The sequence below is a fragment of the Candidatus Accumulibacter contiguus genome (assembly GCF_036625285.1).
In the GTDB taxonomy this organism is placed as follows: domain Bacteria; phylum Pseudomonadota; class Gammaproteobacteria; order Burkholderiales; family Rhodocyclaceae; genus Accumulibacter; species Accumulibacter contiguus.
On the sequence record NZ_JAZKUC010000002.1, the window covers coordinates 877282 to 892307 of the forward strand.

Annotated in this window: 12 protein-coding genes; 9 read left to right on the forward strand and 3 right to left on the reverse strand. The window is 59.9% G+C overall.

Annotation, left to right across the window (positions count from 1 at the left end; all coding sequences use genetic code 11):
• Positions 1–127 precede the first annotated feature (127 nt).
• The 6 genes from V5B59_RS22645 to tpiA all read left to right on the forward strand — a co-directional run bounded on the left by V5B59_RS22645 (position 128) and on the right by tpiA (position 8855).
• Positions 128–1003: a lysophospholipid acyltransferase family protein gene (locus V5B59_RS22645; RefSeq protein ID WP_288132389.1), complete on the forward strand. Its 876-nt coding sequence runs from the start codon at positions 128–130 to the stop codon at positions 1001–1003.
• A gap of 255 nt (positions 1004–1258) precedes the next feature.
• The gene (locus V5B59_RS22650) at positions 1259–3007 is read left to right on the forward strand and encodes a carbamoyltransferase family protein (protein ID WP_169071147.1); all 1749 of its coding nucleotides are present in this window, start codon (positions 1259–1261) and stop codon (positions 3005–3007) included.
• Positions 3008–3210: 203 nt separating this feature from the next.
• Positions 3211–4710, forward strand: a complete 1500-nt coding sequence (locus V5B59_RS22655) for an endonuclease/exonuclease/phosphatase family protein (protein WP_288132393.1) — start codon at positions 3211–3213, stop codon at positions 4708–4710.
• Between the two features lie 85 nt (positions 4711–4795).
• Positions 4796–6391 (forward strand): phospholipase D-like domain-containing protein, encoded by a 1596-nt coding sequence (locus tag V5B59_RS22660; protein ID WP_034919214.1) that lies wholly within the window; start codon positions 4796–4798, stop codon positions 6389–6391.
• 353 nt (positions 6392–6744) lie between these two features.
• Positions 6745–8001, forward strand: coding sequence for a phosphoglycerate kinase (pgk, locus tag V5B59_RS22665; protein WP_169071146.1), 1257 nt, complete (start codon positions 6745–6747; stop codon positions 7999–8001).
• An 86-nt stretch (positions 8002–8087) separates the two neighbouring features.
• Positions 8088–8855 carry a triose-phosphate isomerase gene (gene tpiA, locus V5B59_RS22670; RefSeq protein WP_034910198.1) on the forward strand — a complete coding sequence of 256 codons (768 nt, stop codon included), beginning with the start codon at positions 8088–8090 and terminating at the stop codon, positions 8853–8855.
• A 78-nt stretch (positions 8856–8933) separates the two neighbouring features.
• On the opposite strand, the gene V5B59_RS22675 is transcribed toward tpiA, so the two are convergent.
• Positions 8934–9812, reverse strand: coding sequence for a dienelactone hydrolase family protein (locus V5B59_RS22675; protein WP_169071145.1), 879 nt, complete (start codon positions 9810–9812; stop codon positions 8934–8936).
• Positions 9813–9886: 74 nt separating this feature from the next.
• Between V5B59_RS22675 and V5B59_RS22680 the strand changes: the two genes are divergently transcribed.
• Genes V5B59_RS22680 through V5B59_RS22690 form a run of 3 tightly spaced genes read left to right on the forward strand, consistent with a single transcriptional unit; the run spans position 9887 to position 12174 of the window.
• Entirely contained in the window at positions 9887–10468 is a 582-nt protein-coding gene (locus V5B59_RS22680) for a peroxidase-related enzyme (protein WP_034910206.1), read from the forward strand.
• A 24-nt stretch (positions 10469–10492) separates the two neighbouring features.
• Positions 10493–11392: a pirin family protein gene (locus V5B59_RS22685; protein WP_372703740.1), complete on the forward strand. Its 900-nt coding sequence runs from the start codon at positions 10493–10495 to the stop codon at positions 11390–11392.
• Positions 11393–11400: 8 nt separating this feature from the next.
• Positions 11401–12174, forward strand: a complete 774-nt coding sequence (locus V5B59_RS22690) for an N-acetylmuramoyl-L-alanine amidase (RefSeq protein ID WP_169071143.1) — start codon at positions 11401–11403, stop codon at positions 12172–12174.
• Between the two features lie 27 nt (positions 12175–12201).
• On the opposite strand, the gene V5B59_RS22695 is transcribed toward V5B59_RS22690, so the two are convergent.
• Positions 12202–13449: a hemolysin family protein gene (locus tag V5B59_RS22695; protein WP_288130705.1), complete on the reverse strand. Its 1248-nt coding sequence runs from the start codon at positions 13447–13449 to the stop codon at positions 12202–12204.
• Positions 13450–14865 (reverse strand): hemolysin family protein, encoded by a 1416-nt coding sequence (locus tag V5B59_RS22700; RefSeq protein ID WP_034910193.1) that lies wholly within the window; start codon positions 14863–14865, stop codon positions 13450–13452. It lies immediately after the preceding gene.
• Positions 14866–15026 lie beyond the last annotated feature (161 nt).

The window sequence follows — 15026 nt, forward strand, 5'->3', positions numbered from 1 at the left end:
AAAGTACAATACCGCGCCGGCGCTCCTTGCGCGCCGGACCCATCCACTGCTGCCTGACCTGCCACGGCATGAGAAACCTAGATCAAGGCTCCATCCTCGCCATCACTGACTGCCGGCGCCTGCGTCGATGCTGAGCCGCCTGCTGATTGCCTCGGTGTGGATCCTGCATCTCCTGCCGCTGCCGGTGCTGGCGTGCCTCGGCAATGCGCTGGGCGTCGTGATCTACGGCCTGGCGCGCCGGCGCCGACACATTGTGCTGGTGAATCTTGGTCTGTGCTTCCCGGAATTCGACGAAAATCGGCGCCGTCGGTTGGCGAAAGCGCATTTCCAGGTGTTGACGCGCAGCGTCCTGGAACGCACGCTGCTGTGGTGGGCGAGCCGGCAGCGGCTGTCGCGCCTGATCCGGGTCGAGGGCGAGGAACGGATGCGGGCGCTGCTCGATGCCGGCCGTCCGGTGCTGATGCTGGCACCGCACTTCGTTGGGCTCGACGCCGGCGGCGTGGCGATTGCCATGCGCTTCGACAGCGCGAGCATCTACGCGGTGCAGTCCAACCCGGTTTTCGATCGCCTGCTGCTGCGCGGACGCCAACGTTTTGGCGACCAGTTGCTGCTCTCGCGCCAGGAAAGCGTGCGTGCCAGCGTGCGGGCGATGAAGGCCGGGCGGCCGCTGTACTACCTGCCGGACATGGATTTCGGGAAACGGGATTCGATCTTTGTCCCCTTTTTCGGAGTGCAGACGGCAACCGTTCCCGGTCTGTCACGGCTGGCGCGGCTGGCTGGCGCTGTCGTCGTTCCCTGTGTGACCCGTCTGCTGCCTGGTGGTGCGGGCTATGCGGTGACGGTTGGCGAGCCTTGGCAGGATTTTCCCTCCACCGATGTCGAGGCCGATACCCGCCGCATGAATGCCTGGATCGAGGACGCAGTGCGCAGCATGCCCGAGCAGTACTACTGGGTGCATCGTCGTTTCAAGACGCGGCCGCCGGGCGAAGCACGCCCGTATTGATCCTTCTCTCTGGGTTCGGTCTGTCCCGCTTGTCGGCAAGCGAACGGTCATGACTTTGCAAGACACCCCCGATGATGAAAGTCATGACCGTTTCCCTCTCCCCCGACCCCTCCCCCGCAAGTGGGGAGGGGGGATTCGTGCGTCGCTGACGCGACTTTAACATTAACAGACGCCGGCGCAGGTATACTCGACGAATTCGTCGGCCCGCACTCCTTGCTGCAGCGGCCGAAAATGTGATCCTCTGAGAACTCGACCTTGGCACTGACTCTACTCGGGCTGTCCGGCGCGCTGACCCACGACCCTTCGGCGGCGCTCTACATCGACGGCAAACTCGTCGCAGCGGCAGAGGAGGAGCGCTTCGTTCGCGACAAGCACGCCAAGAACCGCATGCCCTACGAGGCTGCGAAGTTCTGCCTGGAGTTTGCCGGCATCCAGCCCGCCGAGGTCGATGCGGTGGCCATTCCCTTTGCCCCGATCAGCCTCTCCGAAGCGGCACGCTGGCACTATGCAAAACGCTACTGGTATGCACCCGAGCGTTCGCTCGACGCCATCCTGACCGGCAACCGGCGTTTTTACCGTTACCGCAAGCGCATCGAGTGGTGCCTGCTGCAACTCGGCTTCGATCTCGGGAAGACCGAGATCGTGCCGGTCGAACACCATCTCGCGCATGCGGCGAGCGCCTACCATTGCTCTGGATTCAAGGAGAAGACCGCGATTCTCGGTATCGACGGCAAGGGCGAATACGCCACCACCTTCTTCGGCTACGGCGAGAACGGCAAAATCCACAAGATCAGGGAATTCTACGACCCCGATTCTCTGGGAGGGCTGTATGGCGCATTGACCGAGTATCTGGGTTTCGAAATGCTCGATGGCGAGTACAAGGTGATGGGAATGGCGCCTTACGGCGACCCGAACCGCTACGATTTCTCGCGCCTGGCGAAGTTCGAGAACGGCAAACTGACGGTCAACACCGACTACGCCAACGTGATCGGTTTCCGCCGCTACAAGGAAAATGGCAAGGGCTACTATTTTTCTCCGAAGCTGGTCGACTGGCTCGGTCCCCGTCGCTCGGGAGACATTGCCGACGACCCCTACATCCACTACGCGGCGAGTATGCAGAAGCTCTTCGAGGATCTGTCGCTGCAGATGATCGAGCATTACCTCGGCGACATTCTGCGCGAGACCGGCCGACTCGCTTTTTCGGGAGGTGGTGCGCTCAACGTCAAACTCAATCAGAAGATCATCGCCCGCCCGCATGTGCGCGAACTCTTCGTCCAGCCGGCTTCCGGCGATGCCGGAACGGCCGTTGGCGCAGCCGCCTACGTTTCGGTAGAGCGCGGTGTTCCGGTAGAAAAAATGGAGCATGTCTACCTCGGCCCGGCGTACAGCAATGAAGATGTCATCGCCGCCTGTGCCCGGCATCCGGCCTGCCCATCATGGCAGCGGCTCGAGGATGTGCCGCAGCAGATCGCCCGACTGCTTGCCGAAGGTCAGCCGGTGGCGTGGTTCCAGGGGCGAATGGAATTTGGTCCGCGCGCGCTGGGCGGCCGCTCGATCCTCGGTTGCCCGAGTGTTCCAGGCGTCGCCGACCGGATCAACGCGCAGATCAAGTTCCGCGAGCGCTGGCGCCCGTTCTGCCCGAGCATGCTCGACCGCGTCGGCCCGCAGATGCTCGGCAGCGCCCATCCGGCGCCGTTCATGACTTTTACCTTCGAGGTGGCGAAAGGCTGGAAGGAACGCGTCCCCGAAGTCGTGCACGAAGACGGCAGTTCGCGCGCACAGGTACTGCGGCGCGAATTCAACCCACGCTATTACGATCTGATGGTCGAGTTGGAAAAACTGACCGGTAACGGAGTCGTTCTCAATACCTCGCTGAACCGCCGTGGCGAAGCGATGATCTGTTCGCCGACCGACGCGCTGAACATGTTCTTTGGTTGCGACCTGCAGTATCTGGTGATGGAAGACCTGCTGGTGGTCAAGGCCGCAGCAGAGACGGACGCGTAGCGGATTTGACGAGGCAGTAGTGCTCGGGCGATACTTCGTGTCGTGCGTTGAGCCGCCCGGCGCTGGCGCGAACAGGGGAGGGTGCGCGTTGCTGCTTGCGGTGGCATCCGGCTGTTCCGACGCTTTCTCGAAGCATTTTCTACGCATTTTTGTATTTCCAGTGCCGACCGACAGGCAGCATCGGGGCGCTGAGGTGGGGACCAATGGAAAAAATCAATCTACTCTGCGCAAAAAACCTGATCAGCAGAAAAACGGCAGAGCAGGAGCTGTCGTTTCTGATGTTGGTGGAGAACCTTGCCTTCGACAAGCAGGTCGATGTCGCCTGGGCCGGAGAAGACGGCGTGTGGCATACCCTCGCTGCTTCGTATCACGGTCGCGTTGATCAGGACAGGGAGTACTGGTTCGCCAGGATCACCTTCGCATTGGCCGCCGATGCATCGCTACCCGGAAATGTCGAGTTCGCCTTGCGCTATCGTGTGTTGGGCACGGAATACTGGGATAACCATCACGGCAAGAACCACGCCATTCAGGCCGATTCGGGAATCCGGCTGGCGGATCAGTACCCGCTGCTGAACGTCGGCTGCGAGCGTGCTCTGGTCGATGGCCAAAGCTTTCTGCCCGTCGTTGTGGCAACGAAGAAAGACCTGCAGGCCACGAGCGTCACGGTGCACTGGACCACCGACAACTGGCAGAGCACGCACAAAGAGCCCTGCCGTTACAAGCGCAAGTACTGGGACAGCGAGTTTCTCAGCAATGCGAGAAATCCCAATCAATACGGCTGTCAGATCTGGAATGCCATGCTGAAGGTGGACGATGCCTGGCAGGTGCAATACCGGATTTCCTGCGAAACCCGCCAGCGCATTCTCTGGGACGACAACTTCGGCAAGAACTACACGATCCAGCGTCTGCCGCTCAAGGTGTTGATCCTGAACCTGCATTGCCGGCAGGAAGAGAATCAGGATGACAAGCTCTCGCAAATCGCCAAGGCAATTGGCGCTCTCGATGCCGACATCGTCTGTCTGCAGGAAGTGGCGGAACTCTGGAACGACGGCGAGGGCGACTGGGAAACCAATACGGCGAGAATCATCAATGAACGCCTCGTCCTCCCCTATCACCTGGTGACCGATTGGTCGCATCTGGGCTTCGAGCATTTTCGGGAAGGGGTAGCCCTCCTGAGCCGGTATCCGATCGAGAAGCATGCATCGAAATACGTCTCGGAGAGTAGCGACCCCTACAGCATTCACTCCAGAAAGGTCGTCATGGCCCAGGTCCGGGTGCCGTATTACGGTCTGCTGAACGTCTTCTCATCGCACCTGAGTTGGTGGGAGGATGGTTTCGCTGAGCAGTTCGACAATCTGCGGCAGTGGGCCAGCGATGAAAATGGCGACCAACTCACGGCCACGATGCTTTGCGGGGATTTCAACATCAAGGCTGGTTCCAGGGGCTATCAATATGTCGTCGATTCGAACGAATACGAGGACCAGTATCTGTTGGCCAACTCGCCGAAAATTTTTCGAAAGGTTTTCGAAGTCAGGGAGTCAGCCTGGGAGAGTGCGCTGGAAGACGATCATCGTATCGATTATGTCTTTCTTCGCAAGGGGAGCAAGCTGCGCGCGACCTCGGGTCGGGTCGTGTTCACGGATCAGGATTATGGGCGAGTGTCCGATCACTTTGGCTACCTGGTGACATTCGAGCCGACGTGAGCTGCGGGCGCAACAGAGTCGTTCGCTCGCCACGGATTCTGGCGAGCGGACATTACACAGCATAGGGCAGTGCAGTCTCGATATTATGAAAACAGCAGAGCAATACGCGGTACCCGTACACGGCAATCTGGGCGGATCCTTCGTGCGGGTTAACGACTTCAACGAGAAATTCTATCTGCGTTGGGGAAAAATCAGCTTCGATGTGTTCTTCGGCACACAGGTGAACGTGAAAGTCATCCTGAAGGTCTATCGGGATAATAATATTTGCGAAACCTACATTGTCGATACCGATCCCTACGACATCGAGTGGAACCATCACAAGCGGCGCACCCGGGATTTCTATATCCACCCCTCGTCGAGCAGTTTCGGGCATGCAAACTGCGTCAAGTTTGCCTTTGTGGTGCACCTCGACGAGCACTCGATTGCCTCGCAACTCGAGTACATTTTCATGGACTGGTCGCAGTTGCGCGAGGAACAGCCGCAATATCGCAGAATTACCCCGGAATGGGCGACCAGCAATTCCTATCGCACACATGAGCTGAATGCCTGGACGTTGCAATGCGACGTCGATTGGTACAACCACCATTTCGAATCATTGCGCCTGATTCCCAAGTTCACCAAGGGTCAGCAGTATCACCCCTACCATCCCAAACGCTTCATTCACGATCACATCGACAAGGTCATTCGCAGCAAGCACGATCATCCCAATCGGTTCTGCACCATCAAGGTCAGCGTCGACTGCATCGACGACTACGACTTCACTTGCCACCTGGTGCATGCCAGTGAAAACGGCGTCTGTGTGCAGTGCATCGTCGACTGGCGGAAGATGACGCTCACCAACAGTCCGAACTATGCGCGCCTGAAGCGCGCCGGCATCGAACTGGTGGGTGTCTTCTGTACGCCACACCATCATCTGATCGAGGTCGATCCCGACATGCATACCAAGTTCGTCCTCTTCAACGATGAGGATTGCATCCTGGGTTCGTTCAACATCACCTTCGATCGCTGGTGGGCGAATTGGGAATCGGGGATGACCTTTCATTCGAAAGGCGTCTGTCGTCTGCTCGACAACATCTTCCAGAGCGAGCGTGGCGGCGTCAACCAAAAATATGGCATCGACCCGCTCAGCCATTTCAACCTGCTCTACACCTTCGGCCGGCACTCTCTGCTCAACGGCAAGCATTACCTTCCGCACCACGCCATCCTGAGCGAGATTCACCGTGCCAGGCACTCGATCAAATTGACGCTGTTCCTGATCGGCAACCTGCTGGGCGAACACGGCGACAGCGTCATCGATGCGCTGATCAACGCCAAACACCGCGGCGTGCATGTGCATATCCTGCTCAACGGGCATCTCGCGCGGCAGGGTAAGGTTGGCGTCGAACGTTCGATGCACGATGAGCTGAATCGCCCCCTATTGCCGGCAGCGCAGGGACTGCGGACGGCGGGGATTGCGGTCGGCCTGGTGTACGGCCAGGATGATCACCCGGTGCCTTATTCGCCGATCCACTCCAAGTACTGCATCATCGACGAGGCGACGGTCATCGAAGGCAGTTTCAACTGGTACAACACTTCGGTGTTTTCCCATGACCTGACGGTGGTGGCCACCAATCGCGAAATGGCGAGATCGTATCTGCACGAGTTCGAGCAGATCCAGCAGGTTTTCCGGATCTATTACTGAAACTGAAGCTGCGCTTCCGGATGCGATGCCGGGTGCGCAGCGGTCGGCGAACGACCCTTCCCGATCGGAAGAAAGGCCGTCCTCGACAACAACGACACGATGCACAACCCTCTTGACAACAGACAATTGACTCTGCTAACCGTGCCAAGGATACTTCGTCTGCGTGTCTGAAACGCTTTCCCGCAGCTTGCATTTGCGCAACGCAGTGGCGTCAAAGGTGCTCCGTTGGCGAATCGTTCTGCCGCTCACAGACACCTTGCCGCTTTTGAACCTGCTTTGCTTCCATCCAATTCTGCTTGCCGCTTTTTTCCACATCCAGCCTTTTTCAACACCCACTCACTGTCGAGGAAATCATGTCCAAACTGTTCATCGAAGATCTCGCCCTCGAAGGCAAACGCGCGCTGATTCGCGTCGATTTCAACGTCCCTCAGGACAAGACCACCGGCGCCATCACCAATACCAAGCGGATCGAGGCGGCCTTGCCGACGATCCAGTATGCTCTGGACCATGGTGCAGCCGTCATTCTCATGTCTCACCTTGGTCGTCCCGACGGCAAGGTCATGCCGCAATACAGTCTTGCGCCGGTGGCCACCGCTCTCTCGTGGCTGCTCGGACGCCAGGTGCAGTTCCTGTCCGATTGCGTTGGCCCGGAAGTCGAGGCCGCCTGCGCCGCGATCAAGCCTGGTGAAGTCATCCTGCTCGAAAACCTTCGCTTCCATCTCGAAGAAGAGGGTAAGGGCACCGTCACCAGCGCCGATGGCACGGTTACCAAGGTCAAGGCCAATCCGGAAGACGTCAAGGCCTTCCGCGCTTCTCTGACCCGGCTCGCCGACGTCTACATCAACGATGCCTTTGGCACCGCCCACCGCGACCACTCGTCGATGACCGGCGTGCAACTGCCCGAGCGCGCTGCCGGCTACCTGATGAACAAGGAACTGGCTGCCTTCTCGGCCGTTCTCGAATCGCCGCAGCGGCCGTTGCTGGCGATCCTCGGCGGCGCCAAGGTTGCCGACAAGATCCAGTTGATCAACAACCTGCTCGACAAGGCCGACCAGATCATCATCGGTGGCGGCATGGCCTTCACCTTCAAGAAAGTCCTCTCGGGAATGCCGATCGGCAACTCGCTGTACGACGAAGAGGGCGCCAAGCTGGTCCCGGACCTGATGAAGAAGGCCGAGGAAAAAGGCAAGGAGATCCTGCTGCCGGTCGACTTCGTGATCGCCGACAAGTTTGACGCCGGCGCCAACACCGGCACCGCCAACGATGTCGATGGCGTTCCCGACGGCTGGCTGGGGCTCGACTGCGGTCCTCAATCGACGAAGATCTTCACCGATGCGATCCTGAAGGCCAAGACCATCATCTGGAACGGCCCGGCCGGCGTTTTCGAATTCGAGAAGTTCGAAGCCGGCACCAAGGCCATGGCTGACGCAGTCGTCCAGGCTACGGCTGCGGGTGCGATCACCGTCATCGGCGGCGGCGACACCGCCACCGCTGCCAAGAAATACGGCGCCGACAAGAAAGTCACGCACAGTTCGACCGGCGGAGGCGCTTCGCTCGAATACCTGGAAGGCAAGGTCCTGCCGGGCGTCGCCGCACTTTCCGAAAAGTAAGGCTGCCGGCGGCCCCGCGCGGGGCCGCTGCTGCCCAGTCATCGCAAGCCATCCAGCAATATCACAACGTCACATCGAGGAATACCATGCGCAAGATCGTTATCGCCGGCAACTGGAAAATGAACAAGACCGTCGCCGAGTCAGTGAAGCTCGCCGCCGACGTCGTCGCTGCTGCCAAGGACATCAAGAATGTCGTTGTCGCCATCGCCCCGACCTACCTGGCTCTTGCCAAGGTGGCCGAGGTGGTCAAGGGAAGCAACGTCAAGCTGGCGGCGCAGGACGTGCACTGGGAAAACCAGGGCGCCTTCACCGGTAAGGTCAGCGCCGACATGCTCAAGGAAATCGGCGTCGATTTCGTGATCATCGGCCACTCCGAGCAGCGCAGCTACTTCGGCGAGACCGACGAAACCGTCAACAAGAAAGTCAAGAAGGCCCAGTCGCTCGACATGACGCCGATCATCTGTATCGGCGAGACGCTCGCCGAGCGGCAGGGCGGCCAGCTCGAAAGTGTTCTCACCACACAGGTCAATGGCGCTTACGCGGGTCTTTCCGCCGCCGACGCGCTACGCACGGTAATCGCCTACGAACCGGTCTGGGCGATCGGCACCGGCGTCACCGCCAGCGACGACGAAGCGCAGCAGGCACATGCCTTCGTCCGCGGCCTGCTGGCGCAACTCTACGGCAAGGACGTCGCCGAGTCGATCTCGATCCAGTATGGTGGTTCGATGAAGCCCGAGAATGCCGCCGGCCTGCTGGCCCAGAAGGATATCGACGGTGGCCTGATCGGCGGCGCGGCGCTGAAGGCCGACAGCTTCCTCGGCATCATCACCCCGGGCGAGTCGATCAGCAAGTAGTCTGTTTGAAGGCGGGGCTGCGTAGCGGCCCCGTATGGCACTGCGCAGGATTCGTGAGTCGCTGACGCGACTTTCACATCAAACGCCGTTCTGCTTGAACCAGGCCTGCAGGCGACGCCAGCCATCCTCGGCAGCGTCCTTGCGGTAACTCGGTCGGTAATCGGCATGGAAAGCGTGCGGCGCCTGCGCATAGACATGGATCGCCGACGCCTTGCTGGCCGGATTGACCGAGTCGGCGAGAGCCTTGCGCATCTTCTCTACGCTGTCGATCGGGATCCCCTGATCGAGCCCGCCATAGAGTCCCAGCACCGGTGCAAACAGCTTGCCGGCGATGTCGATCGGGTGCCGCGGGCTGAGTTCGCTGGGCACGCCGACGATCCTGCCATACCAGGCGACGCCGGCCTTGAGCTGCGGATTGTGCGCCGCATACAGCCAGGTGATTCGACCGCCCCAGCAGAAACCGGTGATGCCGAGGCGTGCGGTATTGCCGCCATGCGCCCCGGCCCAGGCCACGCAGGCATCGAGGTCGGCCATTACCTGCGCATCGGGAACCTTGCTGACCACCTTGCCGAGCAGTTCCTCGATATTGCTGTACTGGCGTGGATCCCCCTGGCGTGCGTAGAGTTCGGGGGCGATGGCGAGGTAGCCGAGCTTGGCCAGACGGCGGCAGACATCCTTGATGTGATCATGGACGCCGAATATCTCCTGCACCACCAGGATCACTGGCCAGTTGCCGCCGCTGGCGGGCTGCGCGCGATACGCCGGCATTTCGCCATCGCCTGTCGTCACCTGGATCTCGCCGGCGCTGAGGCCGACGCTGTCGGTCGTGATCATCGTCTGTGCGACGACTGGCTGCACCGCCAGCGCGAAACCAGCGCCGATGGCGCTGACCATGAACTGCCGGCGGCTGAAGGGAACGGCGGGAACCAGGCTGTCGAAATCACTGCGGTCGCTCATTGCTTTTCTCTCCTCTGATGGATGCAAATCTTGTGTATCATGCCATGATCTGCAACCCTCGGAGCATGGAGAAAATGATGAATCCCCCGATCAGTCGATTCCCTGTTCCGGCACTCGATCAATTGCCGGAAGACATGCGTAAGCGCATCCTCGAAGTGCAGGAAAAGTCCGGGTTCGTCCCCAACGTCTTTCTCACTCTGGCGCATCGTCCCGACGAGTTCCGTGCCTTTTTTGCCTACCACGATGCGCTGATGGAGAAGCCGAGCGGCCTCAGCAAGGCTGAGCGCGAAATGATCGTCGTCGCCACCAGTGGCGCCAACCAATGCCAGTATTGCGTCGTTGCGCACGGCGCGATCCTGCGCCTGCGCGCCAGGAATCCGCTGATCGCCGACCAGGTTGCGGTCAACTACCGCAAGGCCGACCTGACGGCGCGGCAGCGCGCGATGCTCGACTTTGCGCTGAAGACCTCGCTACATTCGGCCGAGATTGGCGACGCTGATTTTGCCGTGCTGCGTGAGCATGGCTTCTCGGACGAAGACATCTGGGACATCGGCGCCGTCGCCGCATTTTTCGCGATGTCGAATCGGCTGGCGAACCTGAGCTCGATGCGGCCGAACGACGAATTCTTCCTGCTCGGTCGCCTGCCGAAGGCCTAGTCTCAACAAGCACCCATGAAAATCCTGCAGATCAATGCCGGCGCCCGCCGTGAAGGCGCCAATGTTTCCCATCCCGAGCAGATCAACAGAACACGCACTGTCGAGCGACAACTAATGGGCAATGCGACCTCCGACGGTGCTGGCGTGAAACTGACGCGTGTGCTGGACCAGCAGTTGCAGCATCGGCTCGATCCCTTCCTGATGCTCGATGCTTTTGGCAGCGACAATCCGGATGACTATATCGCTGGTTTTCCCGACCATCCCCATCGCGGCTTCGAGACCATCACCTACATGATTGCCGGCCGCATGCTGCACCGTGACAGTGCAGGTCACCAAGGATTACTCGAGAGCGGCGGCGTCCAGTGGATGACGGCGGGTCGCGGCGTGATTCATTCCGAGATTCCACAGCAGGAAGAAGGCGTCATGGAGGGCTTTCAGCTCTGGCTGAACCTGCCCGCAAAAGACAAGATGAGCGAGCCTTGGTATCGCGATTTCACCGCTGCAGACTTGCCACGTTTCACCAACGACGCAGGTACTAAGGTGACGGTGATTGCCGGCACGAGTCATGGCCTGCCCGGGGCGGTGACTCGAGAGGCCACGATGCCGCTCTACCTCGACTTGCACCTGCCGGCTGGATCGCAATTCACTCAAGCGCTACCGGCAGGTCACAACGCGTTCGTCTACGTGTATCGTGGCACGGTCAGCATTGCCGGCAGCAGCGTGCCACTGCAACACCTGGCCATCCTTGCCAATGATCCCCAGGCCGACGGCGTGCTGATCAAATCAATGCAGGGTGCAAGGGCATTGCTGATTGCTGGCAGGCCACTGAATGAATCGATCGTGCAATACGGACCCTTCGTGATGAACACCGAAGAGGAAGTTTACCAAGCGATGAGCGACTACCGGGATGGCCGTTTGGCCTGACTGGGGATTTGCTGGGTCAGCGTGACCACCCGTGGATGGGTAAGGGTAAAGGCTTCATCCTTGCCGCTGTGATGGCGGCACTACTCGTTGCCTGTGCACCACTGCAGCAGAAAACGGTGGTGAGGACAAACTGGGTGGCATCCCCCAACTTCGACGAGCGCAGGCCAAATCTGGTGATCATTCACCACACCAGCAACCATACGCTGGAGCAGGCACTGCACACGCTCACTTCTCCAGAACGTAAGGTCAGTTCGCATTATCTGATCGGCCGCAACGGCACGATCGTCCAACTCGTCGAAGAGAACGCTCGCGCCTGGCATGCCGGTAAATCGTGGTGGGGCGGCTTTACCGATATCAATTCGGTGTCGCTCGGCATCGAACTCGATAACAATGGCCGCGAACCCTTTGCCGACGCTCAGATAGAAGCGTTGCTCGTCCTGTTGGCCGATATCCGGCAGCGCTACCACATTCCTCCGGCAAATTTCATTGCTCACGCCGACGTTGCACCGACGCGCAAGGACGACCCCAGTGCCTGGTTTCCCTGGCAAATCCTGGCCGGACAGGGTTTTGGCCTGTGGTGTGAGGCGCCGCTGCCGCCAGCTCCGGTCGGCTTCGATCTGGCGCTTGCACTCACCGCGATAGGCTATGACCCTGGCACCCCGGAAGCTTCACGAAAGGCCTTCCGCTTGCATTTCCTCCGTGGTGATCAGGAACCTTCTGTTGAGCATGAAAATGCACTGGCTTTCTGTTTGTTGCAAAAGAAGAAGTCGCCGAGCCCGTAATGGAGGGGTACGATGCATCGCCACCCGCTACCAGCGGATCTGCACTTCCTGGATGACCTGCGGCGTCGCGCGCTGGATGGTGAACTTGATGCCTTCGACTTCGATCGTCGTGCCGGGTGCAGGAATCTCGCGCGCATACTCGAGGAGGAACCCCGAGAGCGTGTCGTAGCTGCCATGGCCGGGCAGCTTCAGTCCCAGTTTTTCGTTGAGCATCGCCGGGTCGGCGCGGGCGCTGACCAGGTAGTCATGGTGGCCAAGTTTCTTCAGCCATTCGGCAGGTTTTTCCTGCCGGTCGTATTCGTCCTGGATGTCCTCGACCACGTCCTCGATGATGTCCTCGATGGTGACGATCCCCTCGGCACCGCCAAACTCGTCCATCACCACGGCCATCGCATCACCATCCTTGCGCAGCTCGACGAGCATCGTCTCGGCGCTCTTGCTGGCTGGCACATAGCGCGCCGGGCTGATGAAGGGCTCGATCGACGCTGATTCGTCTACACCCAGCAGATCCATGCTGTTCAGCACGCCAATCACCCGGTCGATACGTCCGTCATAGACCGGCAGGCGGACATGCGAGCACTGCACTGCCAGACGAACCGCTTCTCCGACCGTTGATCGCTTCTCGATGGCGTTCACGTCGATCAGCGGCACCATCACCTTGTAGACCGTCGTTTCGGAAAAATTGAACATGCGCCGGATCATCGTCTTTTCGATGGCCTGGATGTCGCCCCCTTCCTGCGGTGGCATCTGTACCATGCTCTGGATCTGCTCGCGCAGGGTGAAAGGGTTGTGCTCTGCACGCGCGCCCGCGAGACGCGAAAGGAACTTCGACAAGGTGACAAAGATGATGAGGATTGGCCAGAAGAGGATCGAAAAGAAGCGCAGGATGTAAATCACGTAAGGCGTGATCGTATCGGCGCGCTGCTGGCAGACACTTTTCGGGACGATCTCGCCAAACACCCAGATCAGCGGTGCGACCAGGACCACCGCCAGCCAGCTGCCATGTTCCCCGAACAGATCGATCATCAGCGCGGTCGCGATCGTCGAGTTGGTCACCACCGCGATATTGGTGCCGACCAGCGTCGTAGACAGCAACCATTCCGGCCGCTTCTCGAGCATTTCGAGCGCCAGACGCGCGCCACGCGAGCCTTTGGCGGCATCGTGACGCAGCTTCATTCGGTCGGCGCTGACGATGCCGAGTTCTGAACCCGAGAAGAAGCCCTCGGCGACCAGGCAAACGATCATCAGCAGGACAGTGATCCAGATCTCCACCATCTATGCATCCTTCCGCTTGCCGAACACAGGAGCCGGCGCCCCGGCACTCGCTGGACCGCCCTCGCCAGCCGGCGGCATGGCTTGTGCCGTTGCCGATGCGCCGTGTACAAACTCGTCACCGGCATCCGTTTCCGGTCGTGCGACCACTTCCGGCAGGCGTTCGACCAGGGCGTGCGTGATGCGGTTATGCTCGATCATTTCCACGGTGAACTTCAGGCCGCAGAGATCGATCACTGCGCCTGCGGCCGGCAGTTCACCAAAGGCGTCCAGCAGCACGCCGGCCAGGGTTTCGGCCTCCTCGCGCTCGATCGCGACGCCAAACTCCTGATGGAAGTCTTCGACCGACATGCTGGCATCGATCAGACGGCGGCCATCGGCCAGTTCGCGCACCGGGTGTCTACTTACCGCTTCTCTGTCGGAAGGGCTGGCAATCTCGCCGAAGACGCACTCGAGCAGATCTTCCATCGTTACCAGCCCGGTAACGCCCCCGTACTCATCGACGATCAGCGCGAAGGAGAGCTTGCGCTGGCGGAAGGTATGGAACAGCTCCACCGCCGGTTTCGATTCGGGAAAGAAGTTTGCCTGGCGCAGCAGTTTGCGAACCCCCTGCGGATCGCGTTCGAGGCGTGCAAGATCGACGCCGAGCAGATCGCGCGCGTGCAGGATGCCGACGATGCTGTCACGGTGTCCCTTGAATACCGGATAACGGGACTGGCGGCTTGCCTTGATCTGTGCCAGTAATTCCGCCAGCGGCAGATCGGCCGACAGAAAATGGATGTCCGAGCGCGGGCGCATGAGATCGCGCAGGGTCTTGCTGCCGAAGTCGAAGATCTTCTCGATGTACTGCGCTTCCTGACTGTCGAGGGCGCCTTCGCCAACGGCATCATGTACCAGCGTGCGAATCATGTCTTCGGTGACCAGATTGCCCTGTGAGCGCTGTCTGCCGACGATCAGGGTGATGAAGAAATCGGCGATATACCGGATCACTTCGCGCAGCGGCGTAATCAGGCGAGCGACGAGATCAATCGGACGGCATTCGACGTTGGCAAATGCGACGTTGTTGCGAATCGCCAGCACTTTCGGCGTGATCTCGCCGAACAACAACAGGATCGGCACCATTACCAGCAGGTTGATCATCTCGTTCTCGGCGCCGAACAGGTGGATGATCATCGCCGCCGAGATCACCGACGCCGAGACATTGACGAACTCGTTACCGATCAGGATGGTGACGATCAGTCGCCGCGGCTCGCTGCGCAGCCGTTCGATCAGCTCGATGCGCGGATTCCGGGCAGCGCGCATCTGATCGAGCTGGAAAGAACTCAGCGAGAACAGCGAGGTCTCGGTGCTCGAAAAGAAGCCCGAGAATCCCAGCAGGACGACAAAAACGACCAGTTCAATCCAAAGTGATGGGTCCACCCCAAAGCTCCCGAATCAATGTGTGCATACTTTACGACAAAAGTTAGACGCCGGCCATGGCCTGCCAATGCAAACTCGTTCAGTTTCAGCCAATTTGATGCCAAGGTCAAATACTGTGCATTTCAGTCTGTGGAGGGCACTGGCCGCTGCTGCCTATCACG